Origin of the sequence: Emergencia sp. JLR.KK010, assembly GCF_037018265.1 — a bacterium.
Taxonomy (GTDB): domain Bacteria; phylum Bacillota; class Clostridia; order Peptostreptococcales; family Anaerovoracaceae; genus Senimuribacter; species Senimuribacter intestinalis.
Map to the genome: position 1 here is coordinate 21,396 of NZ_CP143550.1, position 20,289 is coordinate 41,684.

Below are 20,289 nucleotides of genomic sequence, written 5' to 3' on the forward strand. Positions count from 1 at the left end.
TTCATTTTCTAAAAAACTGGCGCGCACCTGCTGCCTGATATCCGCTTTTTTGATATTTTACTGTAGGACGCTAAAGTTTTTCCGGCTATCTGTCTGCATTCCTTTCTGCCGCCGCCATTTTTTCTAAAAAAACTTTTCTACATGGCACTTCCTCATAGGTCCGCGCCATGTATACAGAAATCAAGCCCAAAATTGGCGCGGGGCAAATTATGGGCATATCTCGATTCTTTTTCTATTAGATTAACCGCTTAAAGAGGCTGCTGACCCAAAAGCGAAAAGAAGCTGTCTCATTTTACTTTGAGACAGCTTCTTCGTTCATTTATCACTTAAATTATTTTCATTCTATTTGCCAGAAACTATTTAACAGTTCTCCAAGCTTTTGTTGACCATGCAGTGTAAACTTTCTGGCCTCCAACCATCTTGTAACCTCTTACTTTGTAATAGTAGGTCTTGCCTTTTTTCAGTTCCTTAGTGTTAGTGTAAGTGGTTTTGGAAGTAGGTCCAAAATACTTAACTTTTCCGTATCCGGAATTCTTCTTAACAGATCTGAATACTTCATATCCATCTAACTCTAAGTCCTCAGCACCCTTCCAGGAGAGTTTGATTGCTTTCTTGCCTTTTACAGTAACCAACTTGGAAGTAGTCTTTATCTTTGCACTTTTTACTGCTGCGGCTACTTCTTCGTCAGGAAGAGGTCCTAGCGGAGTATCAGGATCTTCAATGTCAACCGGTGGTTCCGGTGTATCAGGATTTACCGGCTCTGAAGGACCAACTGGACCTGGATTTGGAGTTACCGGAGTTTCAGGCTGTTTAGCTACAACATTACCATCTGCATCCATCTCACGATTACCTACAATGTATTCAGCTGCATTTTTATCAGCGAATTTACCACCGTAAACTCTTACATCAGACTGTTCTGTAACATTCAGTTTTCCTTCAATTGTACCAGCATAAATGCGTACTTCCGGTTTACCTGTTACACCGCTGCCGAAAACTTCAGTTACAACATCACCCTTAACAGTTGTACCTGTGCTGATAGCAGTATCTCCTGCTCCGATAGTATCGTCCCATGCACCAGTATAAACACCGCCGTTGATGGTTGCACCTTGAATAGTTGCGTTGCTCCAGTTCTGTACGGCATAGTGTTCGCTGGTGATTGTTCCACCATTGATATTCAGTTTGCCATAGTCATCATTCTTTACTGCGTTAAACTCTTTCTGTTCAATCGTTCCACCGTTGATATTCAGTGTTACATTCTTGTCCTTATCGGAAGCCAGACCAGCATTTCTAATCAAAGAAGAGTTGTTGGAGTTGTTGATTACAGTTCCGCTATTAATGGACATGGTTCCATGGTTATTAATCGTATAATATCCAGAGGTGTTGTTGTCCTCACGCTTAATAGTTCCGTTTCCGTTGATTACAACTTTACCATAGTTAGTAATTGTTGCTTTGCCTTTTACTGTTCCGCCATTAAGAGTCTTGCCGTTTAAATCAAGTGTAAAGTCTGCTTCAGCCGGAATTACCAGATTTACATCCATATCAGTTCTCAGCTGAATTGTCTTAATACCTGTTGCATTTACCAAGGACTGCAAATTTGCTGCAGAACTTACCATAGCATTTTCAACTGTTCCGCCATTTACGATGCAGTCAGCATCATATCCATCAGCAGTTTCTGCGTACAGGTTAGTGACAGAACCGCCGGAAACAGTCAGACCGCCTTTGTTCTGACCAGAGTAGCCGTTTGCATTTACAAATACATAACCTACAGCACCACCGGAAATATCTGCTTTTGCATTAGCGCCAATCCATAAATCTTTGCTGTATTCATCGTAGTAATCTGCGTTAACATTTGTTCCAGTGTTGCCGGAAATCGTACCGCTCTTCAGTTCAAATTCAGCTTTTCCAGTTACATATACACCATGGGCATAGCTGCTTGCTTTACCTCCAGTGATATAGGAGTTTCCATCAACAACCAGTTTACCTGCTTTTACCAGAACCGCTCTGCAAGCGCCAACTGCATCCACTCTCACATTATTGAGAGTTGCAGTGCCGCCAGTAACTGCAATCAGGTTTGCGCCGGTAAATTGTCCGTCTCTAGCCGGACTGATGGTATAACCATTGCCGTTGATCGTTACGTTTTTGCTAAAAGTCGCTGTCTCACTCAGTACAACGTCACTTTCCAGAGTGATGACACCATTTTCTGCTGCCGGTAAAGATGCTGCAACTTCTTCAGCAGCAAAAGCCATTGCCGGCATGAACGCCATTACCATCACTACGCATAACAGTGAAGTTAATAGTTTTTTCATTTCTTTTTCCTCCTTAATGATTTACTTAATGTTCTACAAAGGTCTTTCTTGTTTAATATTATTGTACCTGCCCTATACTTTATCCGCAAGTACTTTTCTCATTTTATATTTCACATTATAGCCATAGGAGGTTAGATTTTTGTTATATTTTTGTAGGGTCTTCCGATTTTTTACAAAAAGCGCTTTACGATCCTATTTTGTATATCAGAATGTATTTTTTTACACATTTTATTATTTTAATACAAAAAACCTTGATTTATTCAGGCAGGTGTGGTATATTACATGCACTGATTAATTTTTATTCACGATTATAAATATTTACATATTCGGAGGAACACACTATGGCAAAAGAAAAAATCGTCCTTGCCTATTCCGGCGGTCTGGACACATCCATCATCATCGCATGGTTAAAAGAGAACTATAACTGCGAAGTTATCGCAGTCTGCTGCAACACCGGGCAGAAGGAAGACTTCGATGCAATTGAAAAGAAAGCCTACGCTACTGGCGCAGACAAAGCCTACATATTAGATATTCAGGAAGAATTCATTACCGACTTTATCTATCCAACTTTAAAAGCAGACGCAATCTATGAAAACGACTATCTGCTGGGTACTTCCATGGCAAGACCGCTGCAGGCGAAGAAACTGGTAGAAATCGCTGAAGCTGAAGGTGCTTTTACCATTGCCCACGGCTGTACCGGAAAAGGTAACGACCAGGTTCGTTTTGAGTCCACTATTCATGCACTGAATCCTGCTATCAAAATCATCGCACCTTGGCGAATCTGGGATCTACAGTCTCGTGAACAGTGTATTGAATATGCGCATCAGCACAACATTCCGATTGCACAGACTGTAGAAAAAATTTATTCCAGAGACGAAAACATCTGGCACATTAGTCACGAAGGCGGCAATCTGGAAAACCCATGGAACGAGCATAAGCCTGACATCCACGTACTTTCAAAGACGCCAGAGGACGCACCTGACACTCCGACTTATGTAGAAATTGATTTTGAAAAAGGCATCCCTGTTGCTATAGATGGAAAGAAAATGGGTCCAATTGAGCTTTTAACCGAGTTAAATAAATTAGGCAGCGAGAACGGCGTCGGGACCATTGATATCATCGAAAACCGTCTGGTCGGCATGAAATCCAGAGGCGTATACGAAACGCCGGGCGGCACCATTTTATTCGCAGCGCATAAAGACCTGGAAAAACTCATTTTAGACAGAGATACCCTGCAGTACCGCAACATTGTCTCTCAGAAATTTGCGCAGCTGGTTTACGACGGTCTTTGGTTTACACCGCTCCGTGAAGCCATTTCCGCATTTGTAGACGAAACACAAAAGCTGGTAACCGGTACGGTAAGGATGAAACTTTACAAGGGCACCGCTTGGCCTGTTGCAAGTAAATCTCCATATTCCTTATACAACGAAGAGTTCGCAACATTTAGCGAAGATGAAGTGTACAATCAGAGCGATGCAGAAGGCTTTATCAACCTATTCTCTCTGCCGCTGAAAATCAGAGCAATCCAGAAGCAAAACCTGGAGGGCGTTCCTGAAGCACAAAAAGAACTGGGCAAAAAGATCTTTAAGGGCGGTTCTTTCGTAGAATAATATCCTCAAAAAAATTTAAGGCTGCCGGCATGGCAGCCTTACTTTTATCCTTCCATGAACTCTTCTACAAAATTTGTCAGCACTTTTACGCTCTTCTCAAGTTCCAGGACGGAGGAGTTAATCACCAGATTATATCCCCGGGAATCTCCCCACTTAGTATCACAATAATAGTTATGATATGTCTTTCTGACTGCGTCGCGCTGTTTCATCAGACCGGCTGCTTCATGGGCGTCACAGCCTTCCGTCTCTATCAGTCTTTTTATTTTCGCTTCTTTTTTGCCGTTGATAAAAAAGCTGACCATGTTAGGATTATCCCGGAGGATATATTCTCCGCAGCGGCCCACAAGAACAAAGGATTTCCCTTCTTTCGCCATGGTCTGCACGATTTCAAAGGTTTTTCTAGCCACATGTTCGGGCACGGATGTGGAAAAATCATCAAATCTTCTGGAAAACAGTCTACTTACAGGTTTTTCATCCATCTTCTTTACCAGTTCCAACTCGTAACCGGTTTCCTTGGCGACAAGCTGCTGGATTTTTTCTTTATCGTAAAACGGAATGCGAAACGCTTCTGACAGCTGCTTTGCAACTTCATGTCCGCCGCTTCCGCTTTCTCTTCCAATCGTAATAATCAGTTGTTTTTTCATTGGAATTTCCTTTCTGTTTTATCTCTATACATATCTTGCGTACAGACACAACAGAGATATTCCGATAATTAAAATCGTGCCCGGTACGCAGTACTTACAATAGGTGCCCCATCCAATCGGGTGTCCTTCCTTGGCTGCGATAGAGGTTCCTACCACATTAGCAGAAGCGCCAATTGGTGTTGCATTACCGCCAAAGTCGGTCCCCAGTGCCAACGTCCATGCCAGCATAGACAGATTGATACCCTGCGCCGCAGAGATAGACTTGATCACCGGAATCATAGTTGCTGCAAACGGAATATTGTCCACTAGTGCGCTGCACACAGCTGACAGCAGCAGAATGACCAGTAAAATCAGCTTGATATTGCCTTGACAGATATTCATAATGCCCTGCGCCATCAGTTCCAGTATGCCTGTTTCCTCTAATCCTCCTACAGAAACAAATAGTCCGATGAAAAAAAGCAGCGTCTTATAGTCTACTTTTTTCAGCACTTCAACAGTCTTTTTCTTATCTTCCAGCACGATCATTCCAAGTATCGTAACCACCGCCATAATGACGCCGATTGTGGCAACAGTAAGACCAGTCTGGGCATGGGTCACCAGAAGAACAATAGCGCCAATGAAAATAACCACTGCATAGATAAACAGTTTTTTGTTGTGAATTGCTGTTGCCGGCTCCGGACAGGATAAACCGCTTCTATCCATAGAATCGGTTGCTTTCAGTTCCTTTCTGAATATGAGAAGGAAGTAGGCCACGATAACAACAAAACAGATTGCTACAATCAGCCCTGTATTTCTGGCAAAGTCAGTAAAAGTATAGCCTAAAGCTGTTCCTATAATAATATTCGGTGGGTCTCCGCTCATGGTTGCTGCGCCTCCCAGGTTAGCACAGAAAATTTCTGCAATCACCATAGGAATTGGATTAAATTTGAGAAGTTTTCCCAAATCCACAGTCACTGCAGCTAAAAAAAGTACTACGGTAATGCTGTCGATAAACATGGCAAGTCCTGCAGAAATGCACATAAAACAAATTAAAAGCGGTGTCACACGATAGTTGACCATTCTGGCAAGAAGCAGACAAAGCCAGTGGAAGAATCCTGCTTCTCCAAGACCTTCTACCATAACCATCATTCCTGTAATAAAAATGATCGTTGCCCAGTTGATTCCCATAGAGCCTTCTTCGCCTTCTCCAATCCAGAAACCCGACTCAAACAGGCTATCCAGACTCAGGGTTTGCAGCACAGCGTCCATATCCCGCATACAAAGACCAAAAACCAGTACTAAAACCAGTGCGCCGCTAACTAACGTAATGTAATGACGTTCAAATTTTTCCAGGACAATCATGACAAACATGCCCACAAAAATCAATACCGCCAAAATCGGTGCCAATATCTCCATTTTCATTTCATGCGCCGCGCTGCTTCTATGTCGCGCGGTTTACGCATATTCCTTTCTCTAGTATTATGTTATATTTTATTATTATGCCATTTTTCCGCAATTTTTTCAATGTTCTTTTCAGAAAATTGACCATAAACAAAGAGGCTGTTTCAAAATGATACAGCCTCTCATGCTTATTTTTATCAATTACAGCGCCTCGTACGTCAGCTGTGCGCCTTCTTGTTTCTGTTTCACTGCTTTTGCAAATGCCCATGCTGTATCCATACAGGTCAGCACCGGCAAGCCGTGCTCAATCGCTGCACGCCTAATTGGAAATGTATCTGCGCCAATCTTATTGATGGCTTTCGGCGTATTAATAACAATGTGAATATCTTCAGAAATTTTAGGGATCACATCGCGGTAATCGATAACTGCCGCCTTTATTCCATATTCCTTCAAAAATGCTGCCGTTCCTGCAGAGGCGTATAGAACAAATCCCATGTCCATGTAGCCCTTTATCACCGCTGCGCTTTCCTCTGTTTTGTCATGGTCTTTGAGAGAAACGAACACGCCGCCTTCTGTTGGAATCTGAGTTCCTGTTCCCAGAAACCCTTTATAGATGGCTTTATCCAGGTCGGTATCGATACCCAATACTTCACCGGTAGACTTCATCTCAGGTCCCACTGCCACATCTACATCGGTCAATTTCGCATCGGAGAATACCGGTACTTTTACAGCATAGTAATTTTGTGCAGGGTGTATACCTGTGCCATAGCCAAGATCAACCAGCTTGCTGCCAGTCATGACGGCTACTGCCAGTTTTACCATCGGCACCTTTGTCACTTTGCTGAGAATCGGCACCGTTCTTGACGCACGCGGATTTACTTCGATAACATAAATCCGTTCGCCGTCCCAGACATACTGAATATTGACAAGTCCAACGATATGCAGCGCCCAGCAGATGCGTTTTGTAGCGAAAAGCAGTTCCTGCAGCACTTCCTCCGGCAGCGAGTAAGTCGGATATACCGTACAGCTGTCTCCAGAATGGACGCCGGTTCTTTCGATATGTTCCATAATGCCCGGAATCAGGACATCCTCTCCGTCAGCTACTGCATCTACCTCAATTTCCTTGCCCTCAACATATTTGTCGATGAGGACAGGATGCTCGTGGGAAAGTTTTACCGCCTCCTTCAGATATTTCCGCAGTTCCTCATCGGAATAGACTACCTGCATGGCTCTGCCACCGATCACAAAAGACGGACGCACGACGAGAGGATAACCCAGACGTTCTACCGCCTCAAAGGCTTCCTCCTGGTTGCGCACCGCACAGCCTTTTGGCGCTGCAATATCTAACAGATCCAAAAGACTAGAGAACTTCTCTCTATCTTCCGCCAGGTCGATATATTTATTCTGCGTGCCCAAAATTTTAATACTTCTTGCAGCCAGTTTGGATGCAAGATTTAGGGAAGTCTGCCCGCCAAACTGCAGAATCACACCTTCCGGTCTCTCCTGCTTAATCACGTTCATCACATCGTCTGTATGAAGCGGTTCAAAATACAGCTTGTCTGCTGTATCAAAATCCGTGCTGACCGTCTCCGGATTATTGTTAATGATAATGGACTCATATCCCAGCTCCTTCAAAGCCCGCACGCCTTGCACACAGCAGTAGTCAAATTCAATGCCCTGACCGATCCGAATGGGACCGGAGCCGACAACCAGAATTTTTTCATGGGTACTCTTTACGCTTTCATTTTCCCCGCCATAGCTGGAATAATAGTACGGCGTGACTGCGTCAAATTCTCCTGCGCAGGTATCGACCACCTTGTAAACTGGGTAAATATCGTGATACAATCTGATATCCTGAAGGACCTCTCTTTCCATACCGGTCAGTCCCAGAATCTCGTCGTCTGTAAAGCCGCGCTGTTCTGCCTCTCTGACTAAATCTGCCGTAATTTCTTCGCTCTGCAGCGTTTTTTCCATCAACACGATGCCCTCAATTTTATAAAGGAACCAGCGGTCAATTTGTGTCATTTCAAAAATCTCTTCTACGCCGGCAAGTCCGCGCCGGAATGCTTCTGCGATACAAAATATACGCTCATCATCGCAGGCAAGCAATTTTTCCATAAGGCGGCTGTCAGAAAGTCCAGTTACGTACGGCACCCGCAGACCGGTTCCTTCGGTTTCTAAAGAGGCGATTGCTTTTAAGAGGGCACTCTCAAAGTTTCTGTCAATTGCCATGATTTCACCAGTGGCTTTCATCTGCGTCCCCAGTTTTCTGGAGGCAGTGCGGAACTTATCAAAAGGCCACTTTGGGAATTTTACAACACAGTAGTCAAGCGCCGGCTCAAAGCAGGCGCTTGAGCCTTCTGTCACGTAGTTTTTCAGTTCATCAAGACTGTAGCCGATGGCAATCTTTGCAGCAATTTTGGCGATAGGATATCCTGCCGCTTTAGATGCAAGTGCGGACGAACGACTGACGCGCGGATTCACTTCAATGACGATGTATTCATCCTTGTCCGGATTCAGCGCAAACTGTACATTACAGCCGCCTTCGATTTCCAGCTTTCTGATGATAGACAGCGATGCGTCCCGCAGCATCTGATACTGCCCGTCGGTCAGTGTCTGGGTCGGCGCTACGACGATGCTGTCTCCCGTATGCACGCCCACAGGATCCAAGTTTTCCATACTGCAGATAATGATGCAATTATTCTTGCCGTCCCTGATTACCTCGTATTCTACTTCTTTCCAGCCTGCTACAGACTTTTCCAGCAAAATCTGCCCGATAGCACTTTTCTCCATACCCAACTGGCAGAAATGTTCCAGTTCTTCATCGTTGTGGGCAATGCCGCCGCCTGTGCCGCCAAGCGTATATGCAGGACGGATGATAACAGGATATCCAATTTCTTCAACAAAGGCCTTACATTCTTCCAGGCTTGTTGCGATAGTGCTCGGCGGAATGGGATGTCCTGTCTGCAGCATCAGCGCTTTAAATGCCTCCCTGTCTTCGGCTTTATGGATGGACTCTTTATTGACGCCAAGAAGTCTAACACCGTATTTCTCAAAGACACCTTTTTCGTCCAGCGCCATAGCAAGGTTTAGTCCAGTCTGTCCGCCAAACCCTGCCAGCACGCCATCCGGGCGCTCTTTTGCAAGAATCTGTTCCACAGCTTCTTCTGTAATCGGCTCCAGATAAACTTTATCTGCAATTCCCTGATCGGTCATAATGGTCGCTGGATTGCTGTTGATGAGAATAGTCTCAATGCCTTCTTCGCTGATAGCTTTACACGCCTGCGTACCTGCATAGTCAAATTCCGCAGCCTGTCCAATAATAATCGGGCCGGAACCGATAATTAAAACTTTCTTTAAGGTAAAATCTCTAGGCATTACAGTCTTCCCCCTTTCATTAAGTCGATGAACTGATCGAATAAGTATCCAGTATCGTTTGGACCTGGATTTGATTCAGGATGAAACTGTACAGAAAAAACTGGTTTTGACAGATGTGCCATCCCTTCCACACTTCCGTCATTCAAATTCAGATGGGTCGCTTCCAGCCCTTTTAGAACAATACTTTGCGGCTGCACTGCGTAGCCGTGATTCTGGCTGGTGATATAACTTCTTCCAATATTTTTATCGAAGACGCCGTGATTGCAGCCACGATGTCCGTACTGCATTTTGTAGGTGCTGCCGCCGCAGGCAAGGGCGATCAGCTGATGTCCCATGCAGATACCGAAAATCGGCATTAAATCCGCGCCATAATTACTGTTGGTTATAAGCTTCTCGATAACGGCTACCGCTTCCGTTGCCGATGCAGGGTCCCCTGGGCCATTGGTCAGAAAAACGCCGTCAGGCTTTGCCTCCAAAATAGTCTTTGCTTTGGTACCGTAAGGGTAGATGGTCATACTGCAGCCTCGGTCTGCCAGTTCTTTGAGAATACTCCGCTTCACGCCCAAATCCAGCACTGCTACGTGGAAGTCACTTCCCGGCGTTTTTATTGTCTGTATCTCCTGCACGCCAGCAGTTTTCATCTGGTCTGTCGAAAGTTCTGTCTCTTCTGCAAGTTTTTTAATTTCACTGAGGGGAATATCTTCTGTGGTAATAACACACTTCTGGCTGCCGGTCTTTCTGAGCTTTCTCGTAATTTCTCTAGTGTCTACGCCGTAAACACCTGGAACACCCTGCTCGCAAAACCACTGGTCAATGGTCTTTACGCTGTGATGGTTGCTGGGTTTCATACATAAATCCTGGCATATTGCGCCCAGTGCATGAATTTTTTCTGACTCATAGTCTTCATCGTTAATCCCGTAGTTTCCCAAAAGCGGATAGGTCATGGTAATCATCTGTCCACTATAGGAAGGGTCGGTCAATGTTTTCTGATACCCGGTCATCGCTGTGTTAAAGACCAGTTCTCCCACGTTGGTAGTGCTGGCACCAAAACCTTTTCCCTTATATATGCTGCCGTCTTCTAGATAAATAAGTCCTTTCATCTGCCCTCCTTGTACTTTGTAAGTGATTCTGCGTTTCTTGCTGTTTTCTATTACGTTCTAACGGAAGATTATACCAGTAAATTTATATTTATGCAATAGCTGTTTTGGGATTTTTTTCAGTACAATCGAAGTAAAAAACTTGTGCAGCAGAACACAAACTTACATTCTATCGCACAAGTTTTATTACTTTTCTCATAATCATATTATTTCATTGCTACACCCGCTGCCTGAAAATGTAAACTGCGCAATCCCTCCACCTCATCGCAGACTGGCTTCAGACTGCACGCCCTGCAATCCATCACCAGATTGTCGAAAATCCGGTGCAGAGAAGCTGTGATTTCTTCCCCTTTTTTAGCCAGCATCGCCAACTTTTCGTAGGGAAAATCCGGCTGGGTAATGAATAAAATCGTGACGCATTCTACCTTCGGATGGGTATGGTATCCCTCTATGAATAAGCGCCCTACTTTCTCAAAAGTCATCCCTTCCCGCAGGGCTTTTTTTGCAATGCGAACAGGCTCGCGCATACCTGCAGCAGAAATCCTCATCATATAGCCCCTGGGAAAAACATGATACCTTGTATACTCTATCTTACGCAATTGTTCATAAGCCTCATCTTCTCCTGCAAAGCTGTTTTCTTCAACTTTTAAAAGGGTAATTCTTGCATAGGATGAATCCGTTTCAAGCTGCGGAAGGTCTGGACCAAAAAGCAGCACCTCGTCTTCGGGGACCAAACTTTCATCCGAGGTAAAGAAAAGCCCGCTGACCGCCGGCAAGCTGCCGCCGCCCAACTCATATGCCATATCCTTTTTCATCACCATCTCAAAGTCATCTGTCTGCTGCCAGGCTTTTCCGCTGCAGGACTGCACCTGCGCCTGCCCAGTCAAAGATAAAACCTCCTCAATCAATGCATCGTAGAGTTTCATCATCCGTCCATCCTGTCCCGTTTGATTCTGTCATAATGTCCATTTAGAAGAGTTCCCATCTTCGCTGCCATCTTCATATCTAAATTGAAAAAGAACACAACTAGGCTCAGCACAAAAAGCACTGCCAAAATACAGGCTATCATGAGTACAATTTTTAACATTTTGCCATTCCTTTCTGCCTTGCAAATTCCGCTGCGCCAAGTGCTCCCATCAGCTGCGGATCTACCGATAAATCGACAACTTCTACCTTCAGAACTTTTTGAATCGCAGCTTTCAAACCTTCATTTTTTGCACAGCCGCCGGTTAAAGTTATGCTGTCAGTCACGCCGGCTTTCTTTGCCATAACAAAACACCGTTTAGCCACAGACATCTGAATGCCTGCTGCAATTTCTTCCATGGGCTTTCCTTCTCCTACAAGGGAGATTACCTCACTCTCCGCAAAGACCGCACACTGCGCCGTGATTGGAATTGCGTTCTTTACGCCCAGCGACAGTTTTGAAAACTCCGGCAGGCTCATCTCAAAGGCGTTCGCCATCGTTTCAAAAAACCTTCCGGTCCCCGCTGCACATTTATCATTCATTGCAAAATTCAGTACAGTTCCATCAGTATCAACGGCGATGCCCTTTACATCCTGGCCTCCAATATCAATAATCGCGCGCACGTCCGGCGCCGCTGCATGAACCCCCATGGCATGGCAGCTTATTTCAGAAATGTTTTCGTCTGCGAACGGCACTTTATTTCTGCCATAGCCGGTGCCTACTAAATAGGTTAAATCCTCCGCATTTTTCAGTTCGGGAATTTGTTCCAGCGCAGCAGCCAGCGCATCCTGCGCACTGAGAACCGGATTAATTCTGCTTTTTAGAATCACGGATGCTACAATTTTTGCAGTCTCATCTAGAATCACGCATTTTGTATATGTACTTCCGGCATCACAGCCGCCAAAATATTTCATCGTCTTCCTCCGTTTGTATTAAGTTATTTCACAGTTTTGTTTTCACTGTTTTTATTTGTTTCTATTAGCTCCCATCACTCACCAAGCGGAAATTGGGCGGGCTCCATTATACGACTAGCGTCTTGCCACTCGCTCTGCTCGTGGGAACTAGTCGTAGAGTGCCACGTGCTAAAGCACTGCACTCCTGACAGGGGCCCTACTACAATTCGCTTCGCTTATTGAGTTAGGTCTCCCAAAGCATAAGGTCTGCTTTACCAAAACAAGTTTTGGAGCAGGTGAACTCCATTATACGACTAGCGTCTTGCCACTCGCTCTGCTCGTGGGAACTAGTCGTAGAGTGCCACGTGCTAAAGCACTGCACTCCTGACAGGGGACCTACTACAATTCGCTTCGCTTATTGAGTTAGGTCTCCCAAAGCATAAGGAGTTTCCATCAATTTCCTTCGGAAATTGGGACAACTCCATTACCAGCACTTTGCGTCGTCGAACTCCTCAAGGGTTGGGTCTACTGGTTCTTCACGAAGCACGGTACGCATATAGCGATTGACTTCTGTCCGCATGTCCTGCCGGGATGCGTCCTCCGGTTTCATCAGCCCATGGGTCACCCAAATCAGATGAATGCCGCGCTTGCGGGCTTCCTCTTCAAAAATGCCGTGATACCCGCTCATGGCTTTGCAGCCCATATGCGCATACATAATAACCATATCACAGTTAAAATATTCGCAGTAGCGCCAAAGGGCCTCGACGCCCACTTCATAACCGCCGTTAGAGCGGTTGCGCATAATCATGTTTTCGTAAAGATGTGCCAGATCATAAATGGCTTTTTCCGGGTCTTCGGTATCAATCGGCTCCATAGAAACCAGACTGAGCATATCTGCCAGAGCCGCAATCCCCCAGCAGTTCTGCAGCCAAATCGGAAAAGCTGTATAATATGCCGCCTGTACACCCCAAGTAATAGCTCTATGTCTGACTTCCTTTGCCACAGGCAGTTTTTTCGCATAACCCTCCTGCGCCAAGGCGGTGATTTTGCGGTCAGTTTCCAGGAATTCCATATTCCGCCCGCCTGCAGCCTGATACACACCGTAGCGATAAAGAGCAAGATTGTCTCCAATGACCTGCGGATACGGTGTTCTGGACATTTCCAGCCATTCCTTTGTCAGCTCGCTCTCTGCGTTAAAGGTTTTCATAGAAGCAAAGAATGCGTTCCAGTCAAAGGTTTCGCCGGTATTTTCCTCTATAAAGCGAATACAGTTTTTAATCTCATCTGCCGCATAATCCTGCACACTTTCCTGGGTATGGCGAATGGGTACTGCCAGCTGGAAAGTCGGAATATTAAAGCGCATGGCTTCAATCCCGTTTCCCATAGCGCTGCCGTCGCAAGTGGTGTTGCACTGTACCGCGCATTTGCCAATAAGAGGAAAATCGTCGTCGATGGCAAGCCCAAGCTCCGCCGCCGGCATAGGACATACGTCTCCCGGAATACCGAATCTGCTGGTTACGTCGATATAGTGAGATACGCCGGTCTGATTCATCATGGCGCTGGTATAAATAGATGGAACTTCTACCGACAGCCACCGCAGATTGGGAAATCCATTCATAATCTCACTCATCATATTTTCATCAAAGATAACAATGCGGTCGCTGAGTGCTTTGTCGTTGCCGATACGCGGGTCCGCCTTAAAAATCGTCTCTACCATTTCACACATATCAGTTACAATCAGTCCCAGACCGGTGTGTGCCATTCGAAGCTGCACATCTCGCATGCCTTCTGTATGTCTGTCAAAAAAATCCGGCACCGCCAAAAAATTGAGCATCCAGCGATAACGGAAAAAGCCTTTAATGTTTCTTGGTTTTGCCGCAAACTTAATGAGAACTTTCCAGATTTTCAGCCATTGTGTATAGGCGTACCAAGTGTCTTTAAAGCCACGCCACTCTCTGCGTTTTCTCGCTTTTTTTCCGTCATACAAACTGCCTAGCTTCCTGCCGCCTGCTTCTTTACTCATGTTTCGTCTCCTTTTGACCTGCCAGTTTCTTAATTTCTATACTTTCCACAAATGCCTGTATGCGGGTGCGCAGCTGCCCGCTTTGTCCTACAACATAAGGGTGGTCGATGGAAAGTACAGGATATCCATAGTCCTTACGCATGATGTGGGTCGCTGCAGCCTGCTCGTAGCCCCAGTAATCACAAAACTTCATATACTGGTAAATAATACCGTCCGCGTTGTACTCCTTCGCCAGTGCATCTATATAAGTTTTTCTCTCGCGAATTTTATCGGTGTTCATGTAGCGAGGACACTGCCCGTGCTCCATGTAATGCCTGCAAATACTTGTCAGTGGATCTTCTTCAGGTTCAATCACAATTTCCTCTCTGCCCGGAAGAGAGCCAAAGCAAAAACGATCCGCCGCCACATAAGCGCCGGCTTCCTCCGCCAGTTTAATTAGCGCCGGGTCGTCGATTTCAGAGCCAGCCATAACGACTCGCACGCGGTACGGAGACTTCTCGTCAGGCTCCCTGCTGTTCAATTCTTCCAAGGTTTCCGTCAGCTTTTCAACCAAAAGATCATGAGGACAGCAATAAGTAGCAAGGCACAGCACCGCAAACTCATAGCCGGTGATAACCGGATTTTCTGACTTTCTAAAATCACCAATTTTGCGAATCAACTCATTTATCTGGTTTTGTGCCTTTACCGCCTGAAACAGCGCAGCGTCAGATACGTCAATGTCAAAAGCTTCGTGAAGCGGAGCAAGCACCCGAAGACGCATTTGTTTTACATAGTGTTTCAGAGCAGTTTCATCTGCTTTCATAGGCACATCTGCATAGGTGACAAAGAAATGTTCCTTGCTGCAAAGCCCCTGTTTTTCAATGTTTTCTACGCACCGATTCATCTGTGCGCAAGCGTCCGGGGTCAGCATGCAGTCGAGAAACTCATAGCCGCCTTCTAAAGCTCTTTCCAAATAGGCTCTGCACCCTTCGCAAAGTAAACTAGTCATATAGTAGGTACCCATTTCAATGGACCCAGTCCTAGGCGCACGAAGCCGCACAGCAAAAGTCCCCGGCAAATTGAGCAGCACCTCCGGAATCAATGCGCAGACGCTGCCGATAGCGATATCTCCTCGGCTTTGTGCCTCACGCACCAAATCATTATGACTTTCCTCTAACAGTTTTTCAAAATAAAATAGATGTTTCAGGTCCTTCAAGTCTATACTCCTATCTGCTGCAATGCTCTGGCAGCGCCTTTTACAATTTCCGTATCATCTGGCAGATAGAATACGTTCTCTCCCGCCAGATCAAACTGGCTGAGTTTTCCATCTGCCATAATCTCTGCCAGAACAGGTAACTCATCTATGTGGATAGCTCGCTTGCTTTCCTCAGACAAAATTCTGTTGATGATAACACCAACTTCTTCATACATAACTAGGCGCTCTGCTACGGACTTGATAGTCTGTATGACCTGAATGCCTTTCCGGCTTGGATCGGTGATGAGAAGCAGATGCGTTACTTTTTCCATCACTCTCCTGTTAATCTGCTCAATACCCGCTTCGCCATCGATGACGATATAGTCGAACTCCTCTGACAGCAAGGTTATCACATCTTTCAAATATGTATTAATTTTGCAGTAGCATCCCGCCGATTCGGGTCTTCCCACTGCGATAAAAGCAAATCCATCCTTTTCGGTCAATGTTTCAAAGATTTTATATCTGGCTTCCCCCAGCAGTTCAATTGCCGCTTTGGTCTGCCCGTCTTCCACAGTTTCCACCACCTCTATACGAATATCGTCGATGGTTTTTTCTGGCTGGATTCCAAGAGCCGTTGCCAGACCCACTGCCGGATCTGCATCGATAGCAAGAATCCGTTTGTCTGGATATTTTTTTGTTAAAACTTTAATCATCGCCGCTGCAACAGAGGTCTTTCCAACCCCACCTTTTCCTGCTACTGCAATGATTTTCGGTTGATGTTTCATAGATTTGCCTCCTTTTGTTACTCTTATCAGTATAGCACAGTGGATACAGAAAGGTCAAAGATTCCTTGGAAATCAGAGAAAGAAAAAGAACTGAAATTCCCTTACGAACATCATTTTGATCCGCTTGGATTTTCAGTTCTTTTATGCGCTTCATTATTCTTCATAATGAAGAGACCTCTTCTATACTTAGGCCTGTTAAAATCGAAATTTGCGCAACATCAATTCCTGCCTTTTTTAGTGTAATCGCAATACTTCTCCGCTGCGCATGCAGCTGCTCCTGTTGCACGCTCAACGCCTGCTGTTTAATGTCCAATTCCTGCTGCTGAACATCTAATTCCTTCTGTTGAATGTCCAGTGCCCGTTGTTGAATGTCTAATTCATCCTGTCGGGATTCAACTTCAGCTTCTTTCTTCTGTACATCAGCTTCCTTCTTCTGCACATCAGCTTCCTTCTTCTGCACATCAGCTTCCTTCTTCTGCACATCAGCTTCCTTCTTCTGCACATCAGCTTCCTTTTTCTGCATGCCGGCTTCCTTTTTCTGCATGTCGGCTTCCTTCTGAGCCAACTCCGCCTTACGCTTTTCCTCTACAAATCGCAGGGTTGCTAAAGCATGCTCTGTCTTAATCTGCTGTTCCCGCATCTCAAAGGCTATCTGATCCTCTGTTAATTCTTTAAACAATCTTTCCGCCATCGTAACAGCCTCCCCTCCTCGCTCTATTAAATCCTGCACATACATCTCCTGCGTCCGATCTCCTGCAAAAAGCATGTACGCTGCCAAACGCTCCAAAGGATCCATTTCCTCTATCGACTTATGCACATCCACTTTCTCAAGCTCCACAAAGTGAATCTCTGCAGTCTCCGACAGCCTAAAATGTTCCTCACTCTCCAAAAAGTAAAAGGTACTATGTAATTTCTTCGTTTGCGGGAGCACATTCCCCTTCACAATTGAAATTACAATACTTTTTTTCATTTTATCATAGTCTTCCCCTTTTTCCAATGATAAGTTAATTAATTTTCCACAGTAAAAAACAGAACGGTCAGCATAGAATTCCAAGTTTCCATTCTGCATTTCAATATCCAACAGCTCTCCCAGACTGGTTTGCGCCTTAATGTCCAAAACCGCACCCTTCATATAGGGTTTCTCCCCGTAAATGTATGGGTTCATAATCTGAATAGACTCTATCGGATCTGCCTCTCGTCCCAATATCACGTTGATAATTGCAATCAGTGCCTGCTTATTTTCCTCCGCATCCCTGGAGAAAATATAATGAAATACCCAACGTTCGCTGCGCTCACTCCTCCGGTTGCTTCGCAACCTACGCTGTCCGTTTCGCCTATCCAGCTAAAGCTGGGGCGAAAAGGCAGTCGTCATATAGATTAAAAAATCCTCTTCGTTTATTTTCAAATAGTGATTGTTTCTTCATGTCTAATACCTCCCTCATATGTTATCAACAAAAAAGAGGCAAAAAGAAAAAACAGCCAATATGACTGTTTAGATTGCAAATTCTTTTTTACCTCTATCCTATTTTAGCATAAAACTTCCCCTTTAGCAACTCCCAAAAATGGTTTATTATCCCTTAATCTCTTGATTCTTCTTTTATTTTCCAAAATCAAATCATGAAAACACCCGCATAGAGATTTAGTCTCCATACGGGTGCTTTCTGTCAGTATATCTATTTTGTTTATGCGAAAGTAATAACTGTACCAGTTTTACCTTCTAATGCGTCAATAGCCTTATCAAGAGAAGTGATGATAGCTTTCTTGTTCGGATATGCTCTGACAAACTTCATCGCAGCTTCTACCTTCGGCAGCATGCTTCCAGGTGCAAACTGTCCTTCTTCGATGTATTTAACTGCGTCTTCCAGATTCAGGTTATCCAAATTCTTCTGATCCGGTTTATTAAAGTTGATTGCAACTTTTTCTACCTCGGTCAGAATCATCAGTACATCAGCCTCAACCTGTTCAGCCAGAAGTTCTGCTGCAAAATCCTTATCGATTACAGCTGCCACACCTTCCATAGAACCGTCAGCATTTTCTACTACAGGGATTCCTCCTCCGCCGCAGGAAATTACAATGGAAGTATCCCATAGTTTCTTAACTGCGTCGATTTCAACGATTTTTCTAGGAAGCGGGGAAGCTACAACTCTTCTGAAGCCTCTGCCTGCATCTTCCTTCATTGTGTATCCTTTTTCTGTCTCTAAAGCTTTTGCTTCTGCTTCTGAATAGAACGGACCGATTGGTTTTGTCGGGTTCTGGAATGCTTTATCGCTCTTTTCCACAACCATCTGTGTTGCAACAGTCAGAACAGGAAGATTTCTGCCTTTTTTGCTCAGTGCATATTTCAGCGCCTGCTGCAGATGATATCCGATGTAACCCTGGGACATAGCGCCGCAAACATCAAACGGCATTGCTGGGGTAACATCTTTTGCTGTCTCAGAAGCCAGCAAAATTCTGCCGACCTGCGGTCCGTTTCCGTGAACCAGACCGATTTCATAACCTTTGCAGCTGATATCTGCAATATATTCACAAGTTTTCTTAACAACTTCAAGCTGTGCTTCAGCTGTCGCTTCGCTCTTTCCGGACTGCAAAGCATTTCCGCCTAAGGCGATCACAATTTTCTCTGCCATATTGTAATTCTCCTAATACTCTAATTTTGTTCTACACTCTGTGTGCCTGTCAATACGCTAAGCATTACAGGTCATCTCTGTTTACAGGGCAAGACATACATCTTGGACCCCCTCTGCCTCTGGATAATTCCGCACTTGGAATTGTCAGTACTTTTACGCCCTTTTTATCGAGCAGATCGTTGGTTACATAGTTTCTCTCGTAAGTAACAACTGTGCCCGGCGCAATGCAAAGGGTATTGGAACCGTCGTTCCACTGCTCTCTCTGTGCAGCCATCATATCGTTTCCGCCGCAGCGAATCAGATCAACTGCAGGCAGATTCAGCACTTTGCCCAGAATGTGGTCTAAGGAATCTGTAACGGATTTGAAGTTAGCTTTTCCGTCTTTACCTAATGTGATTTCAAAGAGCTGCAGAGGTCCTTCGATTTCTGGATGAATGGTAAACTTGTCATAGTCAACCATAGTAAATACAGTGTCCAGATGCATGAACGCTCTTCTCTTTGGAATATCAAATACTAATACTCTCTTGAACGTAGATTTATTCAGCATGTTTTCTGCAAATCTTTCGATCGCCGGCGCTGTCGTTCTTTCAGAAAGTCCAATTGCAACGGTTTCTGAATTAAGAACCAGCACATCTCCGCCTTCGATGGAATACTCGTGGTCATAGTCGTACCATATCTGAGAGCCTTCTGGCGCAAAATCTTTATTGTGCAGGAACATGTACTTCAGAAGCAATGCTTCTCTTCTTCTGGTTAGCGTGCTCATATGGTGGATATTGATACCATTTCCGACACATGCGCCCGGATCTCTTGTAAAGTACAGATTCGGCATCGGTTCCATATAGAACGGATATGAAGAAGAAATAAAATCTGCTAAAGACTTAGTCTGTACATCGATTTCGTCTCTCTTCACGCCCGCAATCAGCTTTGCCACCATGGATTTCTCATCCATGTTAATCAGATAATCGTAAATCGCCTCTCTGACGCCCATGGAATTCAAGTGACTTTCGTCTAAAAATTTGTTCAAAAACTCTGCCTTGACCGCAGGGTCTTTCAGCGCCTTTGCAGTTTCGTCCACATAATAAACAACTTCTACGCCGTTTTCTCTGAGAACCTCCGCAAATCTATCGTGTTCCTGCTGTGCAACTTTTAAGAAAGGAATGTCATCAAATAACAGTCTTTCAAAGTTGTCGGGAACAAGACCTTCTACTTCTTCTCCAATTCTATGAAGAAGTACTTTGTTTAATTTTCCTATTTCAGAATAGTTGTGAATTCCTGGTTTCATAATTCTTTCCCCCAAAATTTTCTTATGAGCCAAACCAAAAGATTCGGCATCCCTCAGGAATAAAACTGCCGCAAGCCGGAAAAGACCCGCGGCAGCAAGATTTATTGTCTTATAAAGATTCCGCTC

Annotated in this window: 15 protein-coding genes; 1 reads left to right on the plus strand and 14 read right to left on the minus strand. The window is 44.8% G+C overall.

The genetic code is table 11. The annotated features are described in order from the left end of the window. Positions 1 to 356 precede the first annotated feature (356 nt). Positions 357 to 2,306: a hypothetical protein gene (locus tag V1225_RS00090; protein WP_251617138.1), complete on the minus strand. Its 1,950-nt coding sequence runs from the start codon at positions 2,304 to 2,306 to the stop codon at positions 357 to 359. A 341-nt stretch (positions 2,307 to 2,647) separates the two neighbouring features. On the opposite strand from V1225_RS00090, the gene V1225_RS00095 reads away from it, so the two are divergent. Further along, the gene (locus tag V1225_RS00095; RefSeq protein ID WP_251617140.1) at positions 2,648 to 3,916 is read left to right on the plus strand and encodes an argininosuccinate synthase; all 1,269 of its coding nucleotides are present in this window, start codon (positions 2,648 to 2,650) and stop codon (positions 3,914 to 3,916) included. Positions 3,917 to 3,960: 44 nt separating this feature from the next. Here V1225_RS00095 and V1225_RS00100 read toward each other — a convergent pair whose 3' ends face one another. The 13 genes from V1225_RS00100 to arcA form a co-directional block, all read right to left on the minus strand. Next, a complete protein-coding gene (locus V1225_RS00100) occupies positions 3,961 to 4,560 on the minus strand; it encodes a cytidylate kinase-like family protein (protein ID WP_338547093.1) in 600 nt (199 codons plus the stop codon). 24 nt (positions 4,561 to 4,584) lie between these two features. Further along, positions 4,585 to 5,961 (minus strand): SLC13 family permease, encoded by a 1,377-nt coding sequence (locus tag V1225_RS00105; RefSeq protein WP_338547094.1) that lies wholly within the window; start codon positions 5,959 to 5,961, stop codon positions 4,585 to 4,587. Positions 5,962 to 6,141: 180 nt separating this feature from the next. Further along, positions 6,142 to 9,318 carry a carbamoyl-phosphate synthase (glutamine-hydrolyzing) large subunit gene (gene carB, locus V1225_RS00110; RefSeq protein WP_338547096.1) on the minus strand — a complete coding sequence of 1,059 codons (3,177 nt, stop codon included), beginning with the start codon at positions 9,316 to 9,318 and terminating at the stop codon, positions 6,142 to 6,144. Then, positions 9,318 to 10,418, minus strand: a complete 1,101-nt coding sequence (gene carA / locus V1225_RS00115) for a glutamine-hydrolyzing carbamoyl-phosphate synthase small subunit (protein ID WP_338547098.1) — start codon at positions 10,416 to 10,418, stop codon at positions 9,318 to 9,320. Before carA ends, carB begins: the two co-directional genes overlap by 1 nt. Before the next feature lie 203 nt (positions 10,419 to 10,621). Next, positions 10,622 to 11,344: a carbon monoxide dehydrogenase gene (locus V1225_RS00120; protein WP_161908850.1), complete on the minus strand. Its 723-nt coding sequence runs from the start codon at positions 11,342 to 11,344 to the stop codon at positions 10,622 to 10,624. Then, a complete protein-coding gene (locus tag V1225_RS00125) occupies positions 11,341 to 11,502 on the minus strand; it encodes a hypothetical protein (protein ID WP_202620416.1) in 162 nt (53 codons plus the stop codon). The genes V1225_RS00120 and V1225_RS00125 overlap by 4 nt, the downstream gene beginning before the upstream one ends. After that, positions 11,496 to 12,293, minus strand: a complete 798-nt coding sequence (locus V1225_RS00130; RefSeq protein WP_161908851.1) for an acyl-CoA dehydratase activase — start codon at positions 12,291 to 12,293, stop codon at positions 11,496 to 11,498. Before V1225_RS00130 ends, V1225_RS00125 begins: the two co-directional genes overlap by 7 nt. Positions 12,294 to 12,756: 463 nt before the next feature. Beyond that, on the minus strand, positions 12,757 to 14,295 hold the full coding sequence (locus tag V1225_RS00135; RefSeq protein ID WP_160202622.1) for a 2-hydroxyacyl-CoA dehydratase family protein: 1,539 nt from the start codon (positions 14,293 to 14,295) through the stop codon (positions 12,757 to 12,759). Then, positions 14,288 to 15,490 carry a 2-hydroxyacyl-CoA dehydratase family protein gene (locus tag V1225_RS00140; RefSeq protein WP_161908852.1) on the minus strand — a complete coding sequence of 401 codons (1,203 nt, stop codon included), beginning with the start codon at positions 15,488 to 15,490 and terminating at the stop codon, positions 14,288 to 14,290. The genes V1225_RS00135 and V1225_RS00140 overlap by 8 nt, the downstream gene beginning before the upstream one ends. Positions 15,491 to 15,492: 2 nt before the next feature. Next, positions 15,493 to 16,254 (minus strand): AAA family ATPase, encoded by a 762-nt coding sequence (locus V1225_RS00145; protein ID WP_160202620.1) that lies wholly within the window; start codon positions 16,252 to 16,254, stop codon positions 15,493 to 15,495. 160 nt (positions 16,255 to 16,414) lie between these two features. After that, positions 16,415 to 17,569 carry an Rpn family recombination-promoting nuclease/putative transposase gene (locus tag V1225_RS00150; RefSeq protein WP_338547100.1) on the minus strand — a complete coding sequence of 385 codons (1,155 nt, stop codon included), beginning with the start codon at positions 17,567 to 17,569 and terminating at the stop codon, positions 16,415 to 16,417. Positions 17,570 to 17,936: 367 nt separating this feature from the next. After that, positions 17,937 to 18,881, minus strand: coding sequence for a carbamate kinase (gene arcC / locus V1225_RS00155; protein WP_251632166.1), 945 nt, complete (start codon positions 18,879 to 18,881; stop codon positions 17,937 to 17,939). Between the two features lie 64 nt (positions 18,882 to 18,945). Then, a complete protein-coding gene (gene arcA / locus V1225_RS00160) occupies positions 18,946 to 20,163 on the minus strand; it encodes an arginine deiminase (RefSeq protein ID WP_160202617.1) in 1,218 nt (405 codons plus the stop codon). Positions 20,164 to 20,289: the final 126 nt, after the last annotated feature.

Bases quoted from the DNA above. Each gene is read 5' to 3' on its own strand.
- carA (WP_338547098.1), bottom strand. From the start codon at position 10,418: ATGAAAGGACTTATTTATCTAGAAGACGGCAGCATATATAAGGGAAAA.
- V1225_RS00100 (WP_338547093.1), bottom strand. From the start codon at position 4,560: ATGAAAAAACAACTGATTATTACGATTGGAAGAGAAAGCGGAAGCGGC.
- V1225_RS00090 (WP_251617138.1), bottom strand. From the start codon at position 2,306: ATGAAAAAACTATTAACTTCACTGTTATGCGTAGTGATGGTAATGGCG.
- V1225_RS00135 (WP_160202622.1), bottom strand. From the start codon at position 14,295: ATGAGTAAAGAAGCAGGCGGCAGGAAGCTAGGCAGTTTGTATGACGGA.
- V1225_RS00145 (WP_160202620.1), bottom strand. From the start codon at position 16,254: ATGAAACATCAACCGAAAATCATTGCAGTAGCAGGAAAAGGTGGGGTT.
- V1225_RS00130 (WP_161908851.1), bottom strand. From the start codon at position 12,293: ATGAAATATTTTGGCGGCTGTGATGCCGGAAGTACATATACAAAATGC.
- arcC (WP_251632166.1), bottom strand. From the start codon at position 18,881: ATGGCAGAGAAAATTGTGATCGCCTTAGGCGGAAATGCTTTGCAGTCC.
- carB (WP_338547096.1), bottom strand. From the start codon at position 9,318: ATGCCTAGAGATTTTACCTTAAAGAAAGTTTTAATTATCGGTTCCGGC.
- V1225_RS00105 (WP_338547094.1), bottom strand. From the start codon at position 5,961: ATGAAAATGGAGATATTGGCACCGATTTTGGCGGTATTGATTTTTGTG.
- V1225_RS00095 (WP_251617140.1), top strand. From the start codon at position 2,648: ATGGCAAAAGAAAAAATCGTCCTTGCCTATTCCGGCGGTCTGGACACA.
- arcA (WP_160202617.1), bottom strand. From the start codon at position 20,163: ATGAAACCAGGAATTCACAACTATTCTGAAATAGGAAAATTAAACAAA.
- V1225_RS00120 (WP_161908850.1), bottom strand. From the start codon at position 11,344: ATGATGAAACTCTACGATGCATTGATTGAGGAGGTTTTATCTTTGACT.
- V1225_RS00125 (WP_202620416.1), bottom strand. From the start codon at position 11,502: ATGTTAAAAATTGTACTCATGATAGCCTGTATTTTGGCAGTGCTTTTT.